General features: G+C 60.0%; 21 protein-coding genes. 17 read left to right on the forward strand and 4 right to left on the reverse strand.

Going from position 1 to position 25,318, the window contains the following annotated elements:
• The 4 genes from V8P77_RS04050 to V8P77_RS04065 form a co-directional block, all read right to left on the reverse strand.
• Window positions 1–660: a glutathione S-transferase family protein gene (locus tag V8P77_RS04050; RefSeq protein ID WP_335910840.1), complete on the reverse strand. Its 660-nt coding sequence runs from the start codon at window positions 658–660 to the stop codon at window positions 1–3.
• Window positions 657–1,502 carry an aromatic ring-hydroxylating dioxygenase subunit alpha gene (locus V8P77_RS04055; protein WP_335910841.1) on the reverse strand — a complete coding sequence of 282 codons (846 nt, stop codon included), beginning with the start codon at window positions 1,500–1,502 and terminating at the stop codon, window positions 657–659. The genes V8P77_RS04050 and V8P77_RS04055 overlap by 4 nt, the downstream gene beginning before the upstream one ends.
• On the reverse strand, window positions 1,499–2,152 hold the full coding sequence (locus V8P77_RS04060) for a Rieske 2Fe-2S domain-containing protein (RefSeq protein ID WP_335910842.1): 654 nt from the start codon (window positions 2,150–2,152) through the stop codon (window positions 1,499–1,501). The genes V8P77_RS04055 and V8P77_RS04060 overlap by 4 nt, the downstream gene beginning before the upstream one ends.
• A 155-nt stretch (window positions 2,153–2,307) precedes the next feature.
• Window positions 2,308–2,577 carry an acylphosphatase gene (locus tag V8P77_RS04065; protein ID WP_335910843.1) on the reverse strand — a complete coding sequence of 90 codons (270 nt, stop codon included), beginning with the start codon at window positions 2,575–2,577 and terminating at the stop codon, window positions 2,308–2,310.
• Between the two features lie 286 nt (window positions 2,578–2,863).
• Here V8P77_RS04065 and V8P77_RS04070 point away from each other — a divergent pair, with 286 nt between their 5' ends.
• The 17 genes from V8P77_RS04070 (at window position 2,864) to fhuB (ending at window position 25,204) form a co-directional block, all read left to right on the forward strand.
• Window positions 2,864–3,484, forward strand: coding sequence for a (2Fe-2S)-binding protein (locus V8P77_RS04070; protein ID WP_335910844.1), 621 nt, complete (start codon window positions 2,864–2,866; stop codon window positions 3,482–3,484).
• A 2-nt stretch (window positions 3,485–3,486) separates the two neighbouring features.
• Window positions 3,487–4,500, forward strand: a complete 1,014-nt coding sequence (locus V8P77_RS04075; protein WP_335910845.1) for an FAD binding domain-containing protein — start codon at window positions 3,487–3,489, stop codon at window positions 4,498–4,500.
• On the forward strand, window positions 4,500–6,614 hold the full coding sequence (locus V8P77_RS04080) for a xanthine dehydrogenase family protein molybdopterin-binding subunit (protein WP_335910846.1): 2,115 nt from the start codon (window positions 4,500–4,502) through the stop codon (window positions 6,612–6,614). The genes V8P77_RS04075 and V8P77_RS04080 overlap by 1 nt, the downstream gene beginning before the upstream one ends.
• A gap of 135 nt (window positions 6,615–6,749) precedes the next feature.
• Window positions 6,750–6,971, forward strand: coding sequence for a hypothetical protein (locus tag V8P77_RS04085; RefSeq protein ID WP_335910848.1), 222 nt, complete (start codon window positions 6,750–6,752; stop codon window positions 6,969–6,971).
• Window positions 6,972–7,228: 257 nt separating this feature from the next.
• On the forward strand, window positions 7,229–7,957 hold the full coding sequence (locus V8P77_RS04090) for a response regulator (protein ID WP_335911193.1): 729 nt from the start codon (window positions 7,229–7,231) through the stop codon (window positions 7,955–7,957).
• Window positions 7,954–9,486 carry an ATP-binding protein gene (locus tag V8P77_RS04095; RefSeq protein ID WP_335910849.1) on the forward strand — a complete coding sequence of 511 codons (1,533 nt, stop codon included), beginning with the start codon at window positions 7,954–7,956 and terminating at the stop codon, window positions 9,484–9,486. Before V8P77_RS04090 ends, V8P77_RS04095 begins: the two co-directional genes overlap by 4 nt.
• Before the next feature lie 338 nt (window positions 9,487–9,824).
• Window positions 9,825–9,959, forward strand: coding sequence for a hypothetical protein (locus tag V8P77_RS04100; protein WP_335910850.1), 135 nt, complete (start codon window positions 9,825–9,827; stop codon window positions 9,957–9,959).
• Window positions 9,960–10,148: 189 nt separating this feature from the next.
• A complete protein-coding gene (locus V8P77_RS04105) occupies window positions 10,149–11,360 on the forward strand; it encodes an efflux RND transporter periplasmic adaptor subunit (protein WP_335911194.1) in 1,212 nt (403 codons plus the stop codon).
• A 9-nt stretch (window positions 11,361–11,369) separates the two neighbouring features.
• A complete protein-coding gene (locus V8P77_RS04110) occupies window positions 11,370–14,516 on the forward strand; it encodes an efflux RND transporter permease subunit (protein ID WP_335910851.1) in 3,147 nt (1,048 codons plus the stop codon).
• Window positions 14,517–14,605: 89 nt separating this feature from the next.
• The gene (locus tag V8P77_RS04115; protein ID WP_335910852.1) at window positions 14,606–15,025 is read left to right on the forward strand and encodes a DoxX family protein; all 420 of its coding nucleotides are present in this window, start codon (window positions 14,606–14,608) and stop codon (window positions 15,023–15,025) included.
• Between the two features lie 283 nt (window positions 15,026–15,308).
• On the forward strand, window positions 15,309–16,238 hold the full coding sequence (locus tag V8P77_RS04120; RefSeq protein WP_335910853.1) for an XdhC family protein: 930 nt from the start codon (window positions 15,309–15,311) through the stop codon (window positions 16,236–16,238).
• A 471-nt stretch (window positions 16,239–16,709) separates the two neighbouring features.
• Window positions 16,710–17,369 carry an ABC transporter ATP-binding protein gene (locus tag V8P77_RS04125; protein WP_335910854.1) on the forward strand — a complete coding sequence of 220 codons (660 nt, stop codon included), beginning with the start codon at window positions 16,710–16,712 and terminating at the stop codon, window positions 17,367–17,369.
• Window positions 17,366–19,768, forward strand: a complete 2,403-nt coding sequence (locus tag V8P77_RS04130; protein ID WP_335910855.1) for an FtsX-like permease family protein — start codon at window positions 17,366–17,368, stop codon at window positions 19,766–19,768. The genes V8P77_RS04125 and V8P77_RS04130 overlap by 4 nt, the downstream gene beginning before the upstream one ends.
• Window positions 19,758–20,828: a lipocalin-like domain-containing protein gene (locus V8P77_RS04135; RefSeq protein WP_335910856.1), complete on the forward strand. Its 1,071-nt coding sequence runs from the start codon at window positions 19,758–19,760 to the stop codon at window positions 20,826–20,828. The genes V8P77_RS04130 and V8P77_RS04135 overlap by 11 nt, the downstream gene beginning before the upstream one ends.
• Before the next feature lie 719 nt (window positions 20,829–21,547).
• The gene (locus V8P77_RS04140; protein ID WP_335911195.1) at window positions 21,548–22,342 is read left to right on the forward strand and encodes an ABC transporter ATP-binding protein; all 795 of its coding nucleotides are present in this window, start codon (window positions 21,548–21,550) and stop codon (window positions 22,340–22,342) included.
• 13 nt (window positions 22,343–22,355) lie between these two features.
• A complete protein-coding gene (locus V8P77_RS04145) occupies window positions 22,356–23,234 on the forward strand; it encodes an iron-siderophore ABC transporter substrate-binding protein (protein WP_335910857.1) in 879 nt (292 codons plus the stop codon).
• Window positions 23,234–25,204: a Fe(3+)-hydroxamate ABC transporter permease FhuB gene (gene fhuB, locus V8P77_RS04150; RefSeq protein WP_335911196.1), complete on the forward strand. Its 1,971-nt coding sequence runs from the start codon at window positions 23,234–23,236 to the stop codon at window positions 25,202–25,204. Before V8P77_RS04145 ends, fhuB begins: the two co-directional genes overlap by 1 nt.
• Window positions 25,205–25,318: the final 114 nt, after the last annotated feature.

Here is a 25,318-nt window from a genome sequence, read left to right on the forward strand (position 1 = left end):
TCACGCCTCGCCCGGTTCGATATGAGGTTCGGGCTTCAATTCGTGCAGCCGGTGGATGCCGGGCATTTCGATAAATTTGTCGAGGGCGCGCAGTGCCCGGGACCAGAGCCGGATCGCAGGATAAGAATCCAGCGTGACGCCCCCATCGGGCGCCAGCGCCACATAGGGAAAGCAGGCAATGTCGGCAATTGTCGGCCGGTCGGCAGCGAGGAAATGCATGCCGCGAAGACCCTGCTCGACGAGCCCGGCTTCAAGCTCGCGAAGCGCGGCGATGCCCTGGGCCTGCAGCGCGCCGATATCGCCCGGCCGCAGCAGCATTTCATGGAGCCGCGCTGCCCCGAGGCTTGCCGTCAGCCGGCCGGAGAACGACAGCCATTGCTGCACCCGCGCCGCTTGCTCGGCCGTACCGTTGTCGAGCCATTCGGGTGCTGCCTTGGTGGCGAGATAAACGAGGATCGCCGACGATTCCGTCAGGATCAGGTCGCCATCCTCCAGGATCGGAATGGAGCCTGCCGGGTTGAGCGCAAGCAGCTCGGGGCCGCGATGCTCGGCGCCGGGATGGAAATCCACCGGGCGCAAGTCAAGCTTTACGCCGGTCAGCGCGGCCATCAGGCGCACCTTGTAGCAACTGGGCGAGAGAATGTAGTCGTAGAGCTTCATTGCGCCACCAGCTGTGCGCCGTAAGTATAGTTGTGACGCTTCAGCCAGCGCCGGTAGGCGATCGATGTCAGATCGGCACGCGTCGGGATTTCCATGCCGGGGTCGAGCGGCAGCAGCCGCGGGATCTGGTTTTCGAGGATCGAACGGTCCTGCAGAAAGATCGTCTGCTGGAAATGAATGAGGTCGGTCATCGCGGTCTCGTCATCGAAGAGCGCCATCCACGGCCAGACGTCGCACAGGTCCTCGGCCAGCGGCTGCACGAAGAGCGTGATGACATCCCATTCGCTCGGGCGCGGCGGGCAGGTCTTGTAAAGCACGGAGCAGGTGGGCGCCGGCACGCGGTACATGTATTCCGTGGTGATCCCGCCGCTTGCCGACTTGGCGGCCTGCGGCTGGTAGAATTTCACCTGCGTTGCCCAGACCTCGTCTTCTTCCTCGCGGATCTCGACCTTGTAGTTCTGGACCTCGGTGTGCGGCTCCGCGCCGAGAATATCGGTGTGGACGAAGGGGAAATGGGCGATGTCGAGGAAGTTCTCGACGGCGCGGAGCGGCGAGCAGCGCACGCGCACCACGCCGACATCGACGAAGCGGCGGCCGGGCTGGTCAGCCTCGGGAATGGGGAAAAGTTCTTTCTTCGGCTGGCCGAGGGAGGACCAGACATGACCGTAACGGACGCGCACCGGCAGAGCACGCCCATCGCCGCCCGTCACCTTCGCATTGCCACCGGCATCGCGCGCCACGTCGATCGGCTCGCCCATCAGCGCCGTCTTGCGGCCGGCGCTGTCGAGCTGGCTGAAAAGTCCGACCGGATACCATTCATCGATCATCGCCTGCACGGTCATTGCGCGATCTCCTTTTTCTGAAGATCCTCAGCCCGACGCCGCAGGCTTTCGGCGGCCCGTGAAGCGCCGATGCCCGCAGTAAGGCCGGCATCTCCCTTCAGCAGTACATGGATCAGCGTCTGTCCGTCTTCTTGGGCGGATAATAGCAGACAGATGGTCCCGGTGGGTGCGTCGATCTCGACAAGACCATCAGGGCCCGCCTTCGCACCGGCCGCCGCCTCGATCGCGTCGATGCCGGCGAACGCCGTCAGAGAGCGCAGGGGAATGAGGCCTTCGAGCCCCGGCGGCTTCGATGCGGGCGTGCCCACGGCCACCCAGATCACGTTGTCCATTTCCTCGACATCATGGGTGGCGACGCGGATGGTTTCCGGTGGCGTCAGCCCCGGATGGGCGGGAATGCGCAGACAGTTTCCGGCCTGGCCATAGCTCCAGCCGTGATAGATGCAGGAAAGCGCCTCGCCGCGCACGAAGCCGTGAGACAAGCGCATGCCGCGATGCGGACAGCGATCCGCCGATGCCGATATGTGCCCCGAAGCGCTGCGCCACAGGGCAATCGATCCGGCTGCCGTCCGTGCCGGCATGACGGTTCCGGCCGGTAAATCCCGGGAAAGGGCGACTGGCGTCCAAAAGCCCGTCGTATCGGAAGGCATGACTAGAATTCCCAAACAAAACCAAATGCTTGCCGATCAAGTCCCGCATCGGCGCCGAGGCAATTCCGCCGCGACCTGATCAGGTTTGCATAATTATTTCGCATTGGCAACATTGAGTAAATAATATGCACGGAGGAAATACGCCACAGCCCAGACTAGGTCCTTTCGCCGCTGATCACCGTTCGATCTATCCTCTCGACCCATACGTCGATAGGCCCGAGAGAGCATCCCATCTCCATCATGTCGATCAGCTCCTCCGGCCCAGCAACCTCAAGTTCGATCCGCATGGGACTCGTATGAAATATGGTGTGCGAGAGCCCAAGCTTGGCAGCGTGGCGCCGGATCCAAGGGACAAAGGAGGCGACCTCGAGATCGCCGACAATCGTCATCCGCTCCAGCAGGTGGCTCGCATCTTGTTCTGTCATAGGATTGTTCGACCTTGCCTTGCTACACCATAGCGCCTGATTGAATTTGCGGAAGAAGTTATCGTCAAGGCGAGGAGATGGACCGCCGCAGACCCGGCGATTTCAAGTAAGCTTCTCGACCGCAGATATCTCCTTCGCCCGCGGCTGCCTAGATCTGCTGCGAATTTGCGACAGTTTGCGACAAATTCCCCATGCCGCGGCACAGTTGTGCGACAGCGATGAGCTATTTCTGACGAGTAACCGCCGCGTCCGGACATTGGTTTGAAAGTCCAGGAGGAGAGCATAAATGGCAGAGCAAAGTCCCGCAGATTCTCAAGGCGTTGGTGTGACGCGTCGAACCGTCCTTGGTACGGGTGCCGGTGTTGCAGTCGCTACGATACTTCCACTGCAACCCGCTGCCGCCCAGGAGACTCCTGTTCCTAAGGAAACGGGCACGATCCTTTCTGTTTCGACGACGGTGAATGGACGGGCCGTCGCTCTTGATATTGACTCACGCGCATCGCTTCTTGACCTGCTGCGCGAGCGCATTGGCTTTTCGGGAACGAAAAAAGGCTGCGATCATGGCCAGTGCGGCGCATGCACGGTGCACCTCGACGGCCGAACCGTCGTGTCCTGTCTGACGCTTGCGGCGAAAGTCGACGGACGTCAGGTGACGACCATCGAAGGGCTTGCAGAGGGCGATACGCTTCATCCGATGCAGACCGCCTTCATCGATCACGATGCATTGCAGTGCGGATACTGCACGCCGGGCCAGATCATGTCCGCCGTCGCATGCGTTCGACATGGTCATGCAACCGACAAAGCCTCGATCCGCGAATTCATGAGTGGAAACATCTGTCGTTGCGGCGCGTATGCCGGGATCGTCGCTGCCATCGCAGATGTGGCAGCCAATTCGAAGGAGGGCTGAAGATGCAAGCGATCGATTACACTCGGGCGGACAGCCTCGAAGCAGCCGTCGAAGCCTTTGCTGCAGTTGGCAGAGACGCGCGCTACATCGCCGGCGGCACGACGCTCTATGATCTGATGAAGCTAGGGGTGGAGCGACCGACGCATCTTATCGACGTTACCGGCATCACGGGCCTCGACACGGTTGACACCGACGGCGACGTACTGAGGTTTGGTGCCTTGGCGCTGATGAGCGACGTTGCTTACGCAGCAGGGGTGCGAGACGAATACCCGGTCCTTTCCGAGAGCTTGCTGAAAGCAGCCTCGCAGCAATTGCGCAATATGGCCACAGTGGGTGGCAACCTGCTTCAGCGAACCCGCTGTCCCTATTTCCGCAACGGCGCGGGGTCACTGTCTACAGTCGGCGTGTACCCCTGCAACAAGCGTGTGCCCGGTTCCGGTTGCGCGGCAATCGGCGGGTTGGACCGAGGCCATGCGGTCCTTGGCGTGAGTGACGCTTGCATCGCGGTCTCACCGGGCGACTGGCCCGTGGCGTTGACGGCCCTGGGTGCATCGGTCGAAATTCATGGACCCGCAGGAACGCGGACCGTCCCGATTTCGGACTTCTACAGGCTGCCCGGCGATACGCCACATCTGGAATTCAATATAGCCCCAGCCGAATTGATCACGGCCATTATCGTCCCGAAAGCGCCAAGCCGTTCCTCGACTTATCACAAGATTCGCGACCGGGAGAGTTTTGCGTTCGCGGTGGCATCCGCCGCAGTCGTGGTCGAAATGGAAGGAGCCGATGTCCGAACGGCCCGCATCGCGCTTGGCGGGGTCGCAACGATCCCATGGCGAGCGCAGAGTGCCGAAGAGATGTTGCGCGGCAAACAATTGACGCCCGAGCTCGCCCTTGAAGCTGGCCGGGCCGCATTCAAGGATGCGCGTCCGGGCCAGCATAACGCCTTCAAGTCCGATCTGGGAGCTCGGGTTGTTGCCGATGCCTTGATGATTGCCGCGGAAAGGAGAGCGTGATGCCGTCACAAACCTTCTCAGAAATCGCCCGCGTCGACGCCAGGGATAAGGTACGGGGCCGCACGACGTACGCAGCCGATATCAGGCTGCCCGGCATGCTGCATGCGATGCTGGTCCCTGCCACCATTGCGAAAGGCAAAGTCACAAAAGTTGACGTCACCGCGGCGACCAAAATCCCCGGCGTCGTTCATGTCCTGTCCATCGGCGATTTTCCCTCACTTCGTCCACAGATATCTTTTCGTGGGCAGCCGATCGCATTGGTTGTCGCTGAGACGATCGAGGCTGCGATCGAAGGTGCTGAAGCCATGTCTGCCGACTACGAAGCGGCGCCATTTCTGCCCTTGATGACCAGTCCTGGTGCACAACGCGTCCCGGCAGAAGGCTTTAATACAGGCGACGTCGACAAGGCGTTTGAAAATGCTGGCGTCATTGTCGAGGGCACTTTCGAGACGCCAACCCAGCACCATAACGCCATGGAATTGTTCGGGACGATCGCGGAATGGTCTAACGGGCGACTGACGGTCCATGAGGGCTGCCAGAATATTGAAGCGGCCAAGGGCGCGCTCGTTAAGGCCTTAGGCCTTGCTCCGGACCAGGTTGCAGTCAAATCCGAACATGTCGGAGGAGGGTTCGGGCAGAAATCTCCTCCCAAGCTTCAATCCGCGTTGGTTGCCCAAGCTGCCAGGCTCACAGGGCGGCCGGTTAAGCTGGTCACACCGCGTGGGCAGCTTTTCCATATCGCCAATTACCGGCCGCGCAGTGTTCACAATATCCGTCTCGCCGCCGACGCGCAGGGGCGCTTGGACGCCATCCTCTATGATGTGGTGCAAGAAAATATCCCTGACGGCGGATTCCGCTCAAGCGGTTACCATGAGGATATCGCGCGTCTTTATGCCATCGAAAATTTTCGGGCGACGGCCGGCGATATCCATATCGACCGCCAGATGCCGCGACACACCCGCGGCACGCATCCGTTCCCTGCCGGGTTTGCGCTGGAGAGCCTGATCGACGAGATGGCTTACAAGCTCGGCAAAGATCCGGTTCAACTTCGTCTCGAGCATGAAGCAAAGAACGACATCATCGCTGGGCAGTCGCTGTCGCCGCATTTCCTGAATGACTGCCTGCGGGAAGGTGCAAGGCGCTTCGGCTGGAGCCGGCGAACACCTGAACCGGGATCGATGCGACTGGACGACGGCACGATGGTTGGATACGGCGTCGCATGCGGGATTTTCGGGGCGTCGGGGTCAGCTGCCGAGACGACACTGCGGGTACGTGCAGACGGCACGACACGGGTGATTTCGTCCGGCCACGAAATGGGCCAGGGTATCCGGACTGCGGTCGCGAACACGATCATCCAAGGACTCGACATCAACCCGGATCGTCTAGAGATTTTGCTTGGGGATACGACTGTCGGTCCGCAGATGATGACCGTTGGCGAGCGCGGCACGGCCAGCATCATCCCTGTCACGGCGAAGGCCGTCAGGGCGTTGCGCGCCCGCTTTGATGAGCTCGCGGGACCGAACCCGCCGGCGGGCAATTTGCATGAGCAACTGGCGCGGCTGAAACGTCCCCAAATCGAAGTGGTGGTTTCGGAGCTCGCGCCCGGGCAGGACGCCTCCGCTCTTGAAGCCTTTCGAGCCGGGAGTCGTGCAGGTGCGGGCCCCGAATACCCTGGCTTTACATCAATGAGTTACATTGCCCAGTTCGTCGAAATTCATATCGAACCGAGAACGGGCCGCATCCGCATGCCGCGGGTGGTCAGCATTGCCGATGTCGGTCGGGTCGTCAGTCCGGTGACCGCTCGCGGGCAGATGTATGGCGGCGTTGTCTGGGGTTTCAGCACGGCGCTTCGCGAGGAGACTGACGTCGATCCGCGTTTTGCCGGCTACCTCAACGCTGATCTCGCCGACTACCTCATGGCGGTTAATGCCGACATCGGTGACGTCGACGTTGGCTTCATCGACAAACCGGACACGATGGTCAATTCGGTCGGCGTCAAGGGCATGGGCGAACTCGTCATGCTTGGCACCGCTCCTGCGATCGCGAATGCGATCTACCACGCGACGGGCAAACGCGTCAGAAAGCTGCCGATCCGCATCGAAGATGTCCTTTGAAGAAAGTCGGCCGCCAAGCGCTGCGTCACGCGGGTCTAAATGACTATTTTGTATTGGTCGCCGGATCCCCTCTGTCGTTGTGGCGCTCCCATTTAGAACTTGTCCCATGGCGGCATGCGCCGGCGGATCCGTCTAATGATCGAAGCAGGCACCCGCATGGGTGGGGAAAGCGGTCAGAAGGACGCCTGCTCTCCGATATGGATCGGATTGAGAGCATGCTCGGTCGAGAACCTGAATTATCTTCGAAACGACTATGCGACAGAGACAGTCGAGCTTGTCGACGTCGCAAGCATCTTGCAAACGGTCTGCAGCGAATTCGCCGATATTGGTCACGCCGCCCGATACACCGATCCATAGACTTGTTGCAGATACCGGCCACTTTCCATTACACGCGCGGTCACCAATCTTTACGACACCGCTGTTGAGTTCGCAGCCCTGGTCCCATGGTGATCCGGGCAAGCGAAAGGGAGGCGTTCGATCCCGAGGCGGCCATTTGAGATCCTTTTAGGACATGTGAGAAAATGGGTTTGGCCGAACCGCTGTGAAACTTTGATACACTTTTTTCGATGCGAACTGCGTTCTCTTCTGTAAAAATGGCTCAAGAGGTTATGCAGATGCAGAATTCATCGCATGTCGTGGTTGTCGACGATCACAGCGATATCCGGGATCTGGTTCGACAGTATCTCGAGCAGCAAGGCTACAAGGTGAGCGTGGCAGAAAGCGGCGCGGCCCTTCGACGCCTGCTCGAGCGCGAGCGCCAAGTGGTGGACCTGATCATCCTCGATGTCATGATGCCGGGCGAGGACGGGTTGAGCGTGTGCCGTCAGGTGCGTGCCGCGACTGACATCCCGATTATTTTCCTGACCGCATTGGTCGAAGATACCGATCGTATCATCGGACTGGAACTTGGCGCTGACGACTACGTCGTGAAACCATTCAACCCCCGCGAACTCCTGGCTCGCATCAGAGCGGTGCTTCGGCGTGCGAGCAATCCGCTGACACAGCAGCGCATGACACAGCAGCAGCGGGCCGTCCGCATCGGCCAGTGGCGCGTCAACATGGGACGTCAGGAAATTTCCGGTAGCGACGGCGTTGGAATACCCTTGAGCACTGCCGAATTCCGTCTGCTGAAAGTCTTCATCGAAAGGCCCGGCCTGATCCTGAGCCGCGAACAGCTGCTTGATCTCACTGTCGGCAGGACGGCGGACATCTTCGATCGCAGCATCGACAATCAGGTGAGCCGGCTGCGCAAGAAAATCGAAGAGAATCCCAAATGCCCATCGATCATCAAAACGCATTGGGGTGGCGGCTACAGCCTGGCCGCTGAGGTAGCCTTCGAATGAACCACGTCTGGAACAGAAGCCTTGCGACGCAACTCATTGCCTTTACCCTTGCGGCCTTGATCATTTCCCAGGCGCTGACATTTCTGATTTCCTGGAAGGAGCATTCCAAAGCGCTCGACGCCGCGGCCAAGAGCGAGTTCCTTAGTCGGGCGCGCACGATGACCCGTCTAGTAGAAACTATTCCTGCCGAATACCAAAAGCAGGCCCTGCTGGCGAGCGAGACGAGGGATTCGCGTTTTTGGGTCACGGATCGTGAAGCGGAGGACCCTGCCACATGGCGCCTAACGGCTGCAGCCGAGTTTTCCCGACCTCTCGAAAACTTCGTGGACCTCGTCAGGATCTTTCAAGACGGTTCAGCCAAGACGCAGATCCCAGATGCGAAGAGGGTCGCAGCGTCAAACGCCGGTGAGGGGTGGCGCGTCCCGATGCAGAGCCTCTGGGCGCTCCCGCAGCCAATCAAATATGTCTATTTCGACGGCTCGCGGGGCTATGGCCTTGTCATCAAGGTCGATGACAGAACCTGGCTGAACGCCGCATTCTATATGCGACAGACCGGAGGCTGGTGGACTTCTACGTCGCTCGCCTCGCTCAGCCTGACGGCACTCATCCTGGCTTTGCTTGGCGTGTTCTTCGCCAGCCGCATATCAAGGCCGTTGCGACATCTGGCGACCTCGGCCGAAGCCTTGGGGCGGGGAGAAAACCTGCCGCCGCTTTCGGAAGAAGGACCGGAAGAAGTCCGGCGCACCGCCGAAGCCTTCAACAAGATGCAAGGCCGGCTGCACCGTTTCCTCGAAGACAGAACGAAGATGCTGGCCGCGATCGGTCACGATCTGCGAACACCTTTGACAACCTTGAGACTGAGGACCGAGTTCGTGCAGGATCAGGAGATCCAGCGAAAAATGCTGTCGACGATCGATGAACTTCAGGGCATGACCGAGGCCGCCATTTCTTTTGCGCGCGGAGAATCGACGGAAGAGGAAACGCGCGACATCGATCTGGAAGCACTGGTTGGAAGCATCTGTGATGATCAGTCCGATCTGGGCAAGCCCGTCAATTTCGTCGAAGGCGCGAAGTTGACCTATCGCTGCCGGCCGGATGGTCTCAGGCGCGCCGTGAGAAATCTCGTCGAAAATGCCGTACGCTATGGCGGAGAGGCGCGGGTCTTCATCCGACACACGGCTGCGACCATCGACATCGTCGTCGAGGACCGCGGTCCAGGCATTCCCGACCTTATGAAGGAAAAGGTGTTCACGCCGTTTTTCCGGCTCGAGGCTTCGCGCAACCGCGACACCGGCGGGATTGGACTTGGCCTGTCGATCGCGCGTGCTGCAGCAAGGCAACATGGCGGTGACATTTCCTTCCTAACAGGAGACGGCGGCATGCAAGCCGTTCTTTCTTTGCCACGTGATGGCCGTGTGGAAACGCCTGCGGTTCCCAAGGGGCGCGACTGGAAATCCCTGCGCGGATCGATCGGGCTCCGCGCCCCGAACCTTGCCGAGAAGCCGGCAAAGCCGCGGACGCAACATTGATCCCGGCGCCGTTGCGCGCGCAGCGTCTTATCCTCGGCAGGCGGCAGCCACCCTCCACGCTCATGCAAATCGATCGAAAGTGCACCTCGAACAGACATGTTTGTAGCGGTGCCGAGGCTTCACCGCTCATGCCGCGACACTTGATTACATTTTGACTCCCCTTCGGCAAAGCTCTGCGACAAGGCCGAACTAACCTTTTCCTCATCAAGCACGAGGCGCGAACAACGCGCGTCTTTCAATCGTCGGCGATCGTCGGCTGGCGGCGCTGCGCTTCAAGCGCAGCGGTCTAGACCATAGGTCGATCGACCGACGCGGAAACAACATGGAAAGGAAAGGTCATGGCAGACCCGATCAACGGTTACAGAATCGAACAACACAGCATTTCGGCGATCGCCAGAGGAGTGTTGGCCGACATCATTCTGTTTGCCTCCCTCATCTCACTGACGGCCGTCATCAGCCTGGCGGGCAATTGATGGTAGTTGATACACTTGGTTACAGTTTTCGTCGCGTTCGGCACACCCGTGCGACAGAGCCGGCTTAATTTCCCGCCGATCGCGATCCTGGTGGGGCGCAAGGGCGCCCGCCTCGCGTGAAGACTGTTCACAGCCGCGCAAAGGTTTTCGATGATGCGAGCCAAATGCTTTTCGACCGTCTATGTTGCCATGATTTTTTGCCTCCCGACCCTGCTTTCAAGTTGCAACGCCGACGTGGCGGCACAGGAGCGGCCAGTTCGTTCGAAACCTGAAGTCAGCGCGCAGACCTTGCATCGCCAGGCAGTGACACTGACGACAGAATTGGCGGGCCGTACCGGTGCACAGATGGTTTCGGAGGTCCGCCCTCGCGTGTCCGGCATCATTCTCAGGCAAAGTTTTGAGGAGGGCGGCTTAGTGAAAGCCGGCGACGTCCTTTACGAACTTGACCCCATGCCGTTTGAGGCCTCCTACCGCAATGCCGAGGCTGCTGTGCAGCGAGCCGAAAGTGCCCTTCCGAGCGCCCGAGCGCGCTCGCAGCGCTATGAGAGCCTGAGTGCGAGCAGTGTCGTCAGCCGCCAGGATTTCGATGAGGCACGAACACAGATGCTGCAGGCCGAGGCGGACGTCGCCGCTGCCAGGGCAGCTCTTGAAACTGCCCGCATCGAACTCGAATATGCCAAGGTTCGCGCCCCGATCAGCGGGCGTGTGGACGCTTCAAATGTCACCGAGGGTGCGCTGGTTACCGAAGATCAGGCGTCGCCAATGACGACGATCCGCCGGACGGACATCATCAATGTCGACCTTGTGCGCTCGAGCGCCAGCCTGCTCGCGCTCAACAAGGCGCTCGCGTCGCAGGATATCAAGCCACAGGAAGGCTCGGTGACCGTCGAACTCCAGCTCGAGGACGGCAGCAAATATGGCCATCCCGGAAAGTTGCTGTTCCGCAACGGCGCCGTATCGCAAACGACCGGCATGGTTCTGATGCGCGCCGTCTTCCCCAATCCGGAAGGCGCGCTCCTGCCCGGGATGTATGTGCGGGCAATCGTTGAAGACGGCTATGTCGAAGATGGCGTGCTCATTCCGCAGCGCGCGGTTTCACGCAATAGCCGCGGAGAGGCCACGGCGCGTTTCATCAGCGCCGACGGGAAGATCGAGGAACGTGTTCTGGCCGTCGAGCGCGGCATCGGCAACAATTGGTTGGTGACCGCAGGCGTCGGGGAGGGTGATCGTGTCGTCGTCGAGGGCCTCCAGAGGGCGGCGATCGGCGAAGAGGTCCAAGTCACCGCAGTGACCGTCGATAACGAGACGGGGGAGTTCGTTGCCGTCGTCGAGGCGGGTCGGCCATCTGCAGGAAAACCCGCAGAGGTTTCCGTGCGGTTGCCCGACGCCGTAACGCGGTGAGGCGGCGCCATGTCGCGTTTCTTCATCAGCCGCCCGATCTTCGCATGGGTGCTTGCAATCGCCGTCATGATGACAGGCGCGATCGCAATCACGACCTTGTCCATATCGCAGTATCCGCAGATTGCTCCCACGTCGGTTCGCATCACCGCCAACTATCCGGGCGCCGACGCGAAGACTGTCGAGGACTCGGTGACTAAGGTGATCGAGCAGGGCATGACGGGCATCGAAAATCTGGACTATGTGTCCTCGAACTCGTCCTCCACCGGCGAGGGGTCGATCACATTGACCTTTACGAGCGCCGCCGACCCCGATGTCGCACAGATGCAGGTCCAGAACAATCTCCAGCTCGTCCAGGCACGTTTGCCGAGCGCGGTCCAGGATACGGGGCTGACGGTATCGAAATCGACGTCCAGTTTCTTCCTGATCGCCTCCTTCCTGTCTGAGGACGACAGTCTGTCCGGAACGGATATCGCCGACTTTGTCGACAGCTCCCTCATGGACTCGTTGCGGCGCGTGCCAGGCATAGGCGAGGTGCAACTGCTTGGCTCCGCCCGCTATGCCATGCGCATCTGGCTTGACCCCGACCGGCTCGCCCAGCATGGGCTTATGGTCACTGATGTTACGCAAGCGATCAGAGCGCAAAACACGCAGGTGTCCGCCGGTCAATTCGGGGCTCTGCCGCAGCGGCGGGGCCAACAGCTCAATGCCACCGTGACTGCGGGAAGCCGTCTCCAGAGCAAGGAGCAGTTCGAGGCAATCATCCTCGCGCGCGCTTCCGATGGCTCGGTCGTGACGTTGAATGACGTTGCTGAAGTCGAACTTGGCTCCGAGAGTTATACCACGAGCGGAACCTATAGCGGTCATCCCTCCGCAGGCGTCGGCTTCCGACTGGCGGCCGGCGCAAATGCGCTTGAAGCTGCAGAGGCGGTGCGCGCCGAGATCGAAAGCTACAGAGGTAGCTTCCCTCCAGGCGTAGAGGTCAAATATCCCCTCGACACGTCTCCTTTCGTGCGCCTGTCGATCGAGAGCGTCGTGGTGACATTGATCGAGGCTGTCATCCTCGTCTTCATCGTCATGTTCGTTTTCCTGCAGAACCTGCGCGCGACGATCATCCCGACGCTTGCGGTACCTGTAGTGCTGTTGGGGACCTTTGCCGTCATGGCTGTGTTCGGATACTCGATCAACACACTCACCATGTTCGGCATCGTTCTTGCGATCGGCCTTCTCGTCGACGACGCGATCGTCGTCGTCGAGAATGTCGAGCGGGTCATGGAAGAAGAGGGGCTCGGGCCGCGCGAGGCGACCTTGAAGTCCATGGGTGAAATCAGCGGCGCCCTGATCGGTATCACGACCGTGCTGTCGGCGGTTTTCATCCCCATGGCCTTCTTCTCTGGTTCTGTTGGAATCATCTACCGGCAGTTCTCGATCACTATCGTCTCGGCAATGGTGCTTTCCGTGCTGGTGGCCCTGGTTTTCACGCCGGCGCTCTGCGCCACGATCCTCAGACCGCCCGGATCCGGATCCGAAAAGGCCGCGCCGTTTCGCTGGTTCAATGCCGGCTTCCAGAGGTTCACCGCACTTTACCAGCGAGCCACGCTTTCGATCGTCCGCCGGATCGGCGTGGCGCTCGTCCTGTTTGCGGCGCTATCGGGCGCGACCGTCCTGCTTTTCGCGAGGTTGCCGACCGCTTTTCTGCCAGAGGAGGACCAAGGCAGACTGATGACCTCTATCCAGCTTCCGCCGGGAGCGACGGCTGACCGGACGCGGCGGGTGCTGGACCAGGTGCTCGAATACTACCTGACCAGCGAGGCAAGCTACGTTGACGGCGTATTCGGCGCTACCGGCTTCAGCTTCGGTGGCCAAGGTCAAAATGTTGCGACAGTGTTCGTCGCTTTGAAGGATTTCGATCAGCGCTCGGCACCCGAAGCCTCTGCGCAGGCGATTGCCGGACGTGCGATGGCAGCCTTCGGCGCAATTCGCGATGCGCGTGTCATTGCCTTGTCGCCACCCGCCCTGCCGGGCTTCGGAAACAATAGCGGCTTCGATTTCTTCCTGCGTGACACCGGTGGCGCCGGGCATGAGACGCTGATGGCGGCTCGCAACCAATTTCTCAGGACAGCTGCGGCGAATGAAAGGTTGTCGGGCACCAGGCCGAACGGCCAGGAGGATACACCGCAATATTCCGTTTCGATCGATCGCGGGCGGGCGAGCGCGCTCGGTATTGCGCTTTCCGATATCGATGCGACGCTGTCGACGGCTTGGGGAGGAAGCTATGTGAACGACTTCGTCGACCGGGGGCGGGTCAAACGTGTCTATGTCCAGTCAGATGCGTCATTTCGCATGCAGCCTGCCGATTTCGACCGCTGGCATGTCCGCAACGATCGCGGGGAGATGGTGCCGATTTCGGTCTTCTCGACAGGACGGTGGGATTACGGCTCGCCACGGCTTGAGCGATACAATGGCGTGTCAGCGGTACAGCTTCAGGGCGCGGCGGCCGTAGGAATAAGCTCAGGTCAGGCGATGGCGGAGATCGACCGTATGGTGGGAGAGCTGCCTGCGGGTTTTTCGCACCAATGGACGAGCCTTTCGGCTCAGGAACGGCTTTCCGGCAATCAGGCCGTCTACCTCTACGCCGTTTCCGTCGTGGTCGTCTTCCTGGCGCTTGCGGCGCTCTACGAGAGCTGGACGGTGCCATTCTCTGTCATGCTTGCCATTCCCGTCGGAGTCTTCGGTGCACTGGTTGCGGCAAGCACTTTCGGACAGGCCAATGACGTCTATTTCAAGGTCGGGCTTTTGACGACGATCGGTCTTGCGGCGAAGAACGCCATCCTGATCGTGGAATTTGCCATTGCCGAGGAAGCCGGCGGGAAGGGATTGGTGGAGGCGACGCTTGAGGCCGCGCGCCAGCGGTTGCGGCCGATCCTGATGACATCCTTTGCTTTCATCCTTGGCGTCCTCCCGCTCGCCATCGCCGACGGCGCGGGTTCCGGTTCCCAAAACTCGATCGGCATAGGTGTCATGGGCGGCATGATATCGGCGACGGTCCTCGGCATATTGTTCATCCCCATGCTCTTCATCGTGACCCGGCGATTGTTCAGCCGCGGACCGCATCCCAAGCCTTACGCGGATGCGGGAGTAAGCGCTCCCGCCGAATAGGAGAGCATATCGACCGTCGGCGAGCGGCGCCCGCGAAGCCGCACTCTTCGACTTTCTTGAATACGCTTCGCCAAATGAGGATTACGAGCATGCAGATGGCATTTCTCCGTGGCGCCGCGCCGCAATTGCTGAGCGTCATGCGCATCATCGCCGCCACATCGTTCTTCACGCATGGAATGATGAAATTGTTCGGGTGGCCGGCGCCGTTCGAATATCCGCTGAATGCGCTGCTTCTGGCGGCCGGCTTTCTTGAAGTCATCGGTGGTGTGCTTCTGGTGATTGGTCTGTTTTCTCGCCAGGTCGCTTTCCTGCTCTCCGGCCAGATGGCCTTTGCTTACTTCATCGGACACGGTTCACAAGGCTTCTTTCCCGCCCTCAACGGAGGAGAAACCGCAATGTTGTTCTGCTTCCTCTTCCTCTACATCGCCGCCGCCGGCCCGGGACCATGGAGCCTCGACGAGGTGGCTTCGAAGGCGCCACCCGTGCAGCAGGCAGGTCCGTTTAACTGACTTTTGCGGGCGAGGTGGCGCTTGATTTATGTCATCGATGGTCCGCTGAGGTTCTCCACGGGCGAACGCGCCCTCCGCGGATGTGTGACAGATTGATACAAAGTGCGGGGTCCCTGACAAATCCCACAGACAAGTTCGCGCTAGATTTCGATCGGACCGGTTCCTTCACCCCCCACAACCAAAGGACCGGGTTCCCCCGCATCGGCAGCCTAACCCCACGGTTGCCGATGCCCCTTCAAGACAAAGCAAACCTGCCGTTGCCCGGACCTCGAGAGGATCTGATATGAACGAGATGGTATCCATCACTCCGCTTCCTGCACCCGTCCAAGCGAGGATGTCGGACGATTCGTCAAAGATTTTGCGCTTTGCCGTTGAGTGCTTCGATCGAGGAAAGGTTGCGATCGCAACACTCGTAGACATTCGAGGCGGGGCGGCTCGCTCTCTGGGTTCGTTGGTTGCGGTCGCTGTTGACGGCAGCTACTGCGGCTATGTCTCCGGCGGCTGCGTGGAGGCTGCGGTTGCTTTCGACGCACTCCTTGCGATTGCCGAGGGTCGGGATCGAACTATGATGTTCGGCCAAGGCTCTCCCTTCTTCGACATAGCCCTGCCATGCGGCGGCGGCATCACCGTTGCAATCCATGTCCTGCGAGACATTTCAGCGATCCGGCTTGTCCTCGAACGCCTGGAACGGAGGCAGCCGGTTGGCCTTCGTTATGCGCCGTCCAATCAGTCTCTCGTGGCCGTGGATCCGCCTGTTCAATCGGGTTGGTTTGAAGACGAGTTCCTGTCCGTATTCCTTCCGCGAACCCGCATCCTGATCTCGGGTCGTTCGCTCGAGGCTCGGGCCACCGCGCATTGTGCAAAAATCCTGGGCTACGATGTGATCCGTATCGAGAACGGCAACCCCCACTATGTCGCGAGAATGATCGACGCCTTCACGGCTGTGGTGGTGCTGCATCATGATCTCGAGGCTGAAGCGCCGCTTCTCGGACTGGCGCTCAGCTCGCCAGCATTCTACATCGGTGCCTTGGGCAGCATGAAAACGCACAGCAGGCGTGTCGAAATGCTGACGGGATCTGGTTTTTCCAGGACCGACATCGATCGGATCAAGGCACCGATCGGGCTGTTCGGCCCGGCGCGCGACTCGACCTCCCTTGCCCTTTCGGTGCTCGCCGACATTGCCGCGATGAGGCAAGGCATCCGTGAGTCGTGAGGCCGTTGACACCGAACTCGCCCCTGCACTCGCGGGCACACCTTATTTGCCCTGTTCGACGGTCTGTCGGTATGGAAGCTCGCCGCAACAGAAATTGCCGATAGTCAGATCTGCTGTTCCATCTCCTTCATGCTGTTGGCTGCAGGCACGGACGAGGGATGATCCGGTCACGATTGCAGCCGGCCGACACGAACGACACCATGCGGTTGGAGTAGCGGCCGTCATAGATTGTCCAGCGGCACCCTCGGACGCCAGGGCATTACGACGCGGCAGCCCGCGCTGAGCGGGTAGCTCGGTTCTCGCAATGTCCAGGTTTCAGGCTGAACTTGACCGCTTGTCGGCTAGTGATCAAGCAATGACAAGAGTAATCTCCTGTCTTGTGCTGTCGCACGGATCTTGCGATCCCTCTCGAAAATTCTTAGGTCACCCGAGGTCTTTGCATTCTGCAAACTCCGTGTTCGAGAGACCGACATGATCCTCACCCTCGCAGGCGTCAGAAAATCCTATTCCACTGCCGAGGGCCGGATCGAAATCCTGAAGGGCATCGATCTGGAAGTCGCCGCGGGCGAAAGTGTTGCGCTCACCGGAGAGTCCGGCAGTGGCAAAAGCACATTGCTGCACCTGGCAGGCGGGCTCGACCGTGCAGACAGCGGCTCGGTGGTGATGGATGGCAGCGATCTGGCGCTATTTGCAGAAAACGAACGCGCCCGATATCGGAGAACGAGGGTCGGCCTGGTTTTTCAGCAATTTAACCTCGTCCCATCCCTGAGCGTCGCAGCCAACATCTCGTTCCACGCCAAGCTTGCAAACCGGTACGATCAGGCTTGGGAAAAGCAGTTGATCGACAAACTGGGGCTGCGCGAATACATTGCCCGATATCCCGAGCAGCTTTCCGGAGGGCAACAGCAGCGCGTTGCCATCGGGAGAACCTTGGCTGCTCGACCCCCTCTCATCCTTGCGGACGAGCCAACCGGCAACCTGGATGAGCAAACAGGCGATGCGGTCCTCGATCTGATGCTCAGCCTGGCCCGGACAGTGGGATCGGCTCTGCTTCTCGTCACTCACTCCACGAGGCTTGCAGCTCGTCTGGACCGAACGGTGGTCCTTCGCGGTGGGAAGATTGCAGGATGAATTTCGTTTCATTCGCAGCCCTGCTGTCACATTGGCGTCGGAGACCTCTCCAGCTTCTGACGCTGGTCATGGGCATTGCGCTTGCGACAGCTCTCTGGTCCGGCGTTCAGGCTATTAACGCCGAGGCGAGGGCGAGCTATGCCCGGGCGGCTTCGGTTCTGGAGCAAGGCAAGCTCCGGCAGATCGTCGCCAAGGATGGTGACGGCATAGCGACTGAGGTCTATGGCAGCCTGCGTCGAGCGGGCCTGAATGTTTCGCCCGTGATTGAGGGCAGCTACCGCTTCGGAAGCATAAGGATCCGTTTGGTCGGCATCGAGCCTCTGACGATGCCAAGGGACACCCAGAATGCGACGATCGCCAGCGGTTCAGATCTATCCGGCTTCTTTTCAGCCAGCGGACAGTTGCTCGTGTCGAGCGCCACTGCCGGGCGGCTTCGTGGCGCCACGAACTTGAGCATCAAAATCAATAGCAACGTTCCCGACGGCGCCGCCTTCGTTGATATAGCCGTCGCCGATCGATTGCTCGACAAACACGGGAAGATCGACCGCCTGGTGGTCGCAGCCGATCAAAGGATCACCCCCGAAGCAATCGATCAGGCGGGATTGACGATCCGCGAACCGGCTGAACAACCAGACGTCGCCCGCCTCACAGACAGCTTTCACCTCAACTTGACCGCCTTCGGGTTCCTTTCGTTCATCGTCGGGCTCTTCATCGTGTATTCGGCCACGGGCCTGAGCTTTGAGCAGCGTCGAGGCACTTTTCGTACACTTCGATCGCTTGGTATCTCTCTTCGAGCATTGACCACGATGCTCCTGATCGAGCTTTCGATGCTGGCGCTGATATCCGGGTTGATCGGGATCATATTCGGCTACGTCATTGCGTGGCTTTTGATGCCGGGTGTCGCCGCGACTCTCAGGGGCCTCTATGGCGCGAGTGTGTCAGGCTCGCTTTCCATTCGGCCGGAATGGTGGTTGGCTGGACTGGCAATTGCTCTCGGAGGAACCGCTGTCTCGTCAGCTCAGAGCCTGTGGCGGGTTTGGAAACTGCCGATTTTGGCGGCCGCCCAGCCGCGGGCGTGGGCGAGAGAGTCGGCCAGATCGCTTGCCTTTCAAGCGGGAACGGGTGGATTTCTACTGATCTCGGCGGTTATCCTGGCGGTTACTGCGTCCGGGCTGGTAGCCGGCTTTGCGATTCTTGGCTGCCTGCTTTTGGGAACAGCTCTGATGCTGCCTGGACTTCTTGCGGTCATCCTGACCGCAGCGCAGCGAACGGCGCGGAGCGCCCTCATGGAATGGTTCTGGGCAGACACCCGCATACAGCTTCCCGGCCTGTCGCTGGCTTTGATGGCTCTGCTACTGGCATTGTCGGCGAACATCGGCGTCGGCACGATGGTATCCAGTTTCAGGTTGACGTTCATCGGCTGGCTGGATCAACGGCTGGCCGCCGAGCTTTACGTGACTGCGAAGGATGAGGAGGAAGCTGCACGGCTCCGAGCCTGGCTTCCGCAACGCTCGACGGCAGTCCTGCCCATCTGGAGCGTGGACGGTGAGGTGCTTGGCGAACAGATCCAGATCTTTGGCGTCGCGGACGATCCAACTTACCGAGAGCACTGGCCCTTGATCACTTCCGACAATGACGTTTGGGATAAGATCGCTGCCGGTCAGGGCGCTCTCATCAACGAACAGATGTGGCGTCGCGGCGCAAGTAAGATCGGCCAGCCATTGGTCATGCCTGGAGGTTGGAGCGTAACCGTGGCCGGTGTGTACTCAGACTATGGGAACCCGAACGGGCAAGTGATCGTCGGGATCAATACCCTGGTCGATCATTACCCCGATGTCCCGAAACTTCGCTACGGTGTCCGCGTTGCTCCCGAGCGAGCTCAGGATCTCAAGCGCCAGTTGGTCGAGGAGTTTGGTCTGCCGGATACCGCGATCGTTGACCAGGCTTCGCTCAAGCGACAATCGAGAGCGATCTTCGACCAGACATTCAAGGTGACGGGCGCGTTGAACGTCCTCACCCTTGCTGTGGCAGGATTTGCCATGTTCTCAAGTCTTCTGACGCTGTCCGGTATTCGGCTTCCTCAGCTCGCGCCGGTGTGGGCCATGGGTGTGCGGCGACGGGATCTGGCGCTTTATGAAGTTGCTCGGACACTTGCGCTCTGGTTCACAACATTTGTAGCAGCCGTCCCGGTCGGTCTTGCCCTGGCGTGGGTCCTGCTTGCGATTGTAAACGTGGAGGCATTCGGTTGGCGATTGCCAATGATGGTGTTTCCAATGGACTGGTTTTGGCTGGGAACAATCGCTATCGCTGCTGCATTGCTCTCGGTGCTGGTGCCGGTTCGGCGTCTGGCCTCGATCAATCCTGCGGACCTGCTGAGGATTTTTGCCGATGAACGGTAGAAAGTCGGCACCTGTCCTGATAGCGGCGGCTATGATCTGCGCGAGCGGTCAGACATTTGCGCAAGGTTTCGCCGGATTGGGATCGGATGCGCAAGGTTTTGCGATCCCGGAGCGGGGCTCTGTTCTTTCTTTCCCCGCCGATCATGGCGCTCATCCCGATTATCGCATTGAGTGGTGGTATGTGACCGCCAATCTCAAAGATGAGGATGGCAGGCAATATGGTGCGCAGTGGACGCTGTTTCGCTCTGCGCTAGCTCCAGGAAACAAGACAGGTTTCGCAGATCCGCAAGTCTGGATCGGGCATGCAGCGATCACCACCCGGGGCCATCAGTATGTTGCAGAGCGCTTGGGGCGGGGAGGTGTCGGGCAGGCAGGCGTTGCCGCAGCACCATTTCGGGCTTGGATAGACGACTGGCGGATGGAGGGTAGCGAGCGAACCGGCTCCGATGCCTTTGGCAACCTTTCAGTCTCCGCCGGCGGGCCGGACTTCAGCTATAGCTTAGACCTCAAGGCCAATGGGCCACTCGTTCTTCAGGGTGACAAAGGCTTTTCGGTAAAGTCGGCGAACGGACAGGCGAGCTATTACTACTCGCAGCCTTTCTATGAGGTGGCGGGGACGATAACGATGTCCGGCTCGCCGGTTAAGGTCACCGGGAAAGCTTGGCTGGACCGGGAGTGGTCGTCGCAGCCGCTTGCCTCCAATCAGACGGGCTGGGACTGGTTCTCACTGCACCTGAATTCCGGCGAGAAACTGATGGCTTTCCGCCTTCGTGACGACAAGGACGGGTTCATCTCCGCGAACTGGATATCCGCGGACGGGCGAACGACACCTCTGTCGAAAGACGACATCCAACTGGAGCCAACTCGGAACGCAACCGTCGATGGCCGCCAAATGCCGGTGGAGTGGCGTATGGTCGTGCCGGGTAAGTCGCTCGATATCACGACCAAACCGTTGAACGACCAGTCCTGGATGGCGACCTCGACGCCTTATTGGGAGGGGCCGATCAACTTCACGGGCTCTACGTCAGGTGTCGGATATCTTGAGATGACCGGCTACTAGCTGTTACCTTTCACCGACGGGTAACAGCTCCTTCGTTGAAGGATGCAAACTCGACGGCCCTTCGGTAAATTCCTACAGGATTGATCGGAGTCTGGCTTATTCAGTAAGCGTCCGGTGGTGTGTCGATCAGCGTTTCAGGGTTGATCCGTCCGAATGGATCGGGCGGCCAAGCGTTGACGAAGGTCCTGAAGCGGTCGACGAAGCTCTTGTTCGCCGGCGTGTCGGCTCCCGACCTGCTGGGGGACAGCGGCCGGCGAGCGGGCAGCCGATGCCGGCCAGCCTTTGATGTAGCATGGCGGGTGGGCGGGACACGTAGTAGCCTTTGCTGAGGCCGATGCGGCGTGTCGGTATCGGCGAGCTGTTGTACGACGCACTCCAGCCTTAGTTCCATAATTCAGCTTATGCCATTTTGCACAATCTGTGATTGCTTAACCTTCAACGGGCTCGGCGCAAGAAATTCAGCAAACGGCTGCTCAATAATGATAATTTAAAAAATTTCTTCAGAAAGATACACGCATGAGAGGATTCAAGGCTTTCCTGGTTCCCTCAGTCGCTATAACGCAGGAGGCACAGAAGCCGGCGTGCCGGCCGAAAGCCGCGGCCGCCCCACGAGATGACGAGGACCTAGGCGGAGGAATAACGAAAATAGTTGATTGCTGCTCTCATCTTTAGTACCGACCTATCACCCGGTTAAAGGATGTCACGTGGCTATACTCCCGATGCAAGATCCGCCTCGAACGGCTGAAACTTTTGTCGCCGAAAATATAGGTCTTCTGATAGAGCGGAACGAAATTCTCTGCGACGTCAGTCTTAAATTTCCGGCAGGAGAAGTTGTCGCGCTGGTCGGCCACAACGGTTCCGGCAAATCCAGTCTTCTCAAAATGTTAGCTCGCCAGCTTGTGCCGAGCACTGGATCGATCTCCTACGGGAACCAGGATCTGAGGATGTATAGCGAACGCGCCTTTGCGCGTTCGGTCGCATATCTGCCCCAGGATGTCACGACCGGATCGGAAATGACGGTCCGCGAGCTTGTCGGATGTGGTCGTTATCCGTGGCACGGAGCGCTCGGCCGCTTCACCAAGAACGATGAAGAGAAAGTCGAGGGCGCCCTTCGAGCCACGCATATAGAGACGTTCGCCGACCGTATCATGGGAACGCTATCGGGCGGTGAGCGGCAACGGGCCTGGATTGCGATGCTGATCGCTCAGGATGCTCGCTGCCTGTTGCTCGATGAACCGACTGCGGCACTCGACGTTGCTCATCAGGTCGAGGTGCTCTCACTTGTGCGACGCTTGGCGCATGAAGGTGGAAGGAGTGTCATTATCGTTCTCCACGACATCAACATGGCCGCTCGCTTCTGCGATCGGATCCATGCATTGAAACGCGGTCGCGTGGTTGCCAGCGGAACGCCGAGCGCGATCCTCGCACCGAACACGCTGCAAGAGATCTATGGGATCGACATGGATGTGATCTCCGCGCCCAACCTGCCCTATCCGCTCGCCTATGTTTGCTGAGGCCGGGCGTCCAATGGGGGTTTCGCGCCGCTCCTTTTTGCAGTTCGCGGCGGCCTCGCTCATTCCAGCTCCGCTGTTTGCACAGTCGATGGGCCCAAGGATCGTCAGCCTCGACTACGGTCTTGCGTCCACTCTTCTATCCCTCGGATTGCCTCCAGTCGGGATTTCAGACCTCGCCGATTGGGACAGATGGGTTGTCGAGCCGCCTATGCCAAAATCCGTCGTCGATATCGGCAGTTCGTTCGAGGTCAATTTTGAAATTCTCGTCACGCTGAAGCCCGACATTATCTTGACCACACCCTACCTGGATGAGCTGTTGCCCAAGCTTCAGTCGGTGGCGAAAGTCGTTCGGCTGGAAATCTTTACGCCGGGCATCGGACCTATTCTTACCGCTGCCATAGCGGCGACGCGGAAATTGGCCGTTGAGCTTGGCCGTGAGAAAGAAGCAGAGCAGTTCCTAGCGCGAGCCGACGTCTTCTTTGCGCAATGCCGCAGTCGCCTGGTGGGCAAGAACCTGCCGCCGGTCGCCCTGGTGAATTTCATGGATGCCCGCCATGCCCGCATCTACTCGAGTCCCGGACTGTTCCACAATGTGCTCGAGCGCATCGGTGTCCGGAATGCCTGGACCAGAGAGTCGAATTACTGGGGCTTTGAAACGATCGGGATTGAAGATCTTTCCAAGGTCACCGATCCGGATGCCCGTCTGATCGCCTTTGACCCAATTCCTCCGGACGTTCTTCCTAAGCTCGCTCAGAGCCCGCTGTGGAACGGACTTTCGTTTGCGCGTCCAGGCCATCTGTCGATCCTGCCGCCAGCCCTGATGTTCGGGATGGTGAACGAGGCCATGCGTTTCGCAGGCCTTTTGACAGATCTTCTGGAAAAGGAAGCTTGATGATTTCCTGCCGCGACAATATCGGGCCAGCAATTGTCTTCCTCCTCCTGATATGCGGTGGAGGCGTGGCATCGTGGTTTCTTGCCGCTCCTGCGCTGTCGGAAGTGGCTCGACCGGATTACGATGTCACGCGAATGGTGTTCACCTATTCGACGCTTCCCCGTCTCGCGACGGCGCTGATTGCCGGAGCCGCGCTTGCCTTGTCCGGGGCGCTGTTTCAGCAAGTTTTGCGGAACCCGCTCGCCGATCCTACCACCCTTGGCGTCTCGGCCGGAGCAAACCTGGCGCTGGTGGTAACGTCGCTGTTTCTCCCCGACTTGCTTGGCGCCGGCCGTGATCTTGTCGCTCTGATCGGCAGTGCGACCGCTGCTGTGATCGTCGTCAGCTTGGGCGCGCGCCGCGGTTTTTCGCCTTATTCACTAGTTCTGTCGGGGCTGGTTCTCAGTCTTTGGTGCGGCGGCCTCGCCGCCATCCTGACCTATTTGAACCAGCGCTACCTCTCGAGCCTGTTCATCTGGGGCGCCGGATCGCTGGCACAGCAAAGCTGGGTCATTCCCCTGTCGCTTCTTTGGAAGTTGGCTGTCATCGCCATCGGCTGCGCTTTCGTGATGAGACCGCTTTCGCTGCTCGATCTTGGCGAGAGCAGCTCCACGGCACTCGGCGTCAGATTGGTCCGGCTGCGTTTCGTTGTCGTCGCCCTTGCCGTCGCGCTTGCTGCATTTGTCACGAGCGCCGTTGGGGTGATTGGTTTCATTGGGCTGGTCGCGCCGACGATTGCGCGATTGTCCGGAGCACGGCGTCCCGGACAGCTCATCCTCTGGTCTCCGCTGATCGGCGCCGGGCTGCTGCTCTTCGCCGACTCCATCCTGCAACTCGTCGCCGGCGGACTTGGCGATTTCTTGCCGACGGGGGCGGTGACAGCCATCTTCGGTTCGCCGCTGCTTCTCGCGCTCCTGCCGCGGCTGAAGATCCGTCATAGACTACAGCAATCGCCGGCGTTCAGACGGCCACGTCGATGGGATGGAAGCGCACCGGTCATCATCGCGGCCGCCGGCCTGCTCGTCCTGTTGATGGTCAGCGCTTTTCTCGGACGCGACGTCAATGGCGGCTGGGCTTTTACATCAGGCGAATTTTCGGTCGAGGTCCTTGCTATCAGGATACCTAAAATCCTCGCCGCCCTGGCATCGGGCGCCATGCTTGCGGTCGCGGGCTCGATCCTTCAGCGGCTGACCGGAAACGAAATGGCAAGTCCCGAAGTTCTGGGAATCAGTGCCGGCGCGACCTTCGGTGTTGCAATTGCCCTGTTTGCCGTCGCTCCGGGATTTTCCGGGCAATTTGCATTTGCCGTGGCCGGTGCGATCAGCGTTCTTGTTGTCATCTTCGTCAGCTCCCGGCGTTCGGCGTTCGCGCCCGAACGAGTCCTGCTTGCGGGCATTGCCTTAAGCGCGATGGTCGATGCCGTCGTCGGCGTGTTGAGCTCGACGGGAGATCCGAGAGCAGCTCTGCTGATGCGGTGGATGAGCGGATCCACCTATCTTATCGACGGATCGACCGCCGCAATGGAGGTAGTGCTCGGCGCCGTGCTGATTGCCGTCTCGCTCGCCGCTCGCCGCTGGCTTGACATCCTTCCGCTTGGGCCGTCGCCTTCGGCGGCGGTCGGTATACCATTGGCGAAATCGCGATTTGCGCTTTTTGGCCTCGCAGGATTGTTGACGGCTGCCGCGACGCTCGCGGTTGGCCCATTGTCATTCATCGGCCTCATGGGACCTCACCTTGCGCGGGAGGCGGGATTGGCGCGCGCGCTGCCGCAAATGGTCGGCGCCGCTCTGATCGGAGGGGGGCTTATGGTTGCTGCTGACTTCGTCGGCCGCACGATCGTATCGCCCTACCAGATCCCGGCCGGTCTCGTTTCCGCACTCATCGGAGCGCCGTTCCTGATGCTGATGATGCGGAAGCGCGGTGCCAGTTGAGGGTTGCGCATAGGAAGGGGACAGCCATGAGGCAGGCACCCGCAGGGCCGTGGCTGTCGGCGATGAAAGTCCGCCATCAATAGGAGCGTTTTTGCTCCGTCAGCGACGATCCGC

Origin of the sequence: Rhizobium aouanii, from assembly GCF_037002925.1 — a bacterium.
Taxonomy (GTDB): domain Bacteria; phylum Pseudomonadota; class Alphaproteobacteria; order Rhizobiales; family Rhizobiaceae; genus Rhizobium; species Rhizobium aouanii.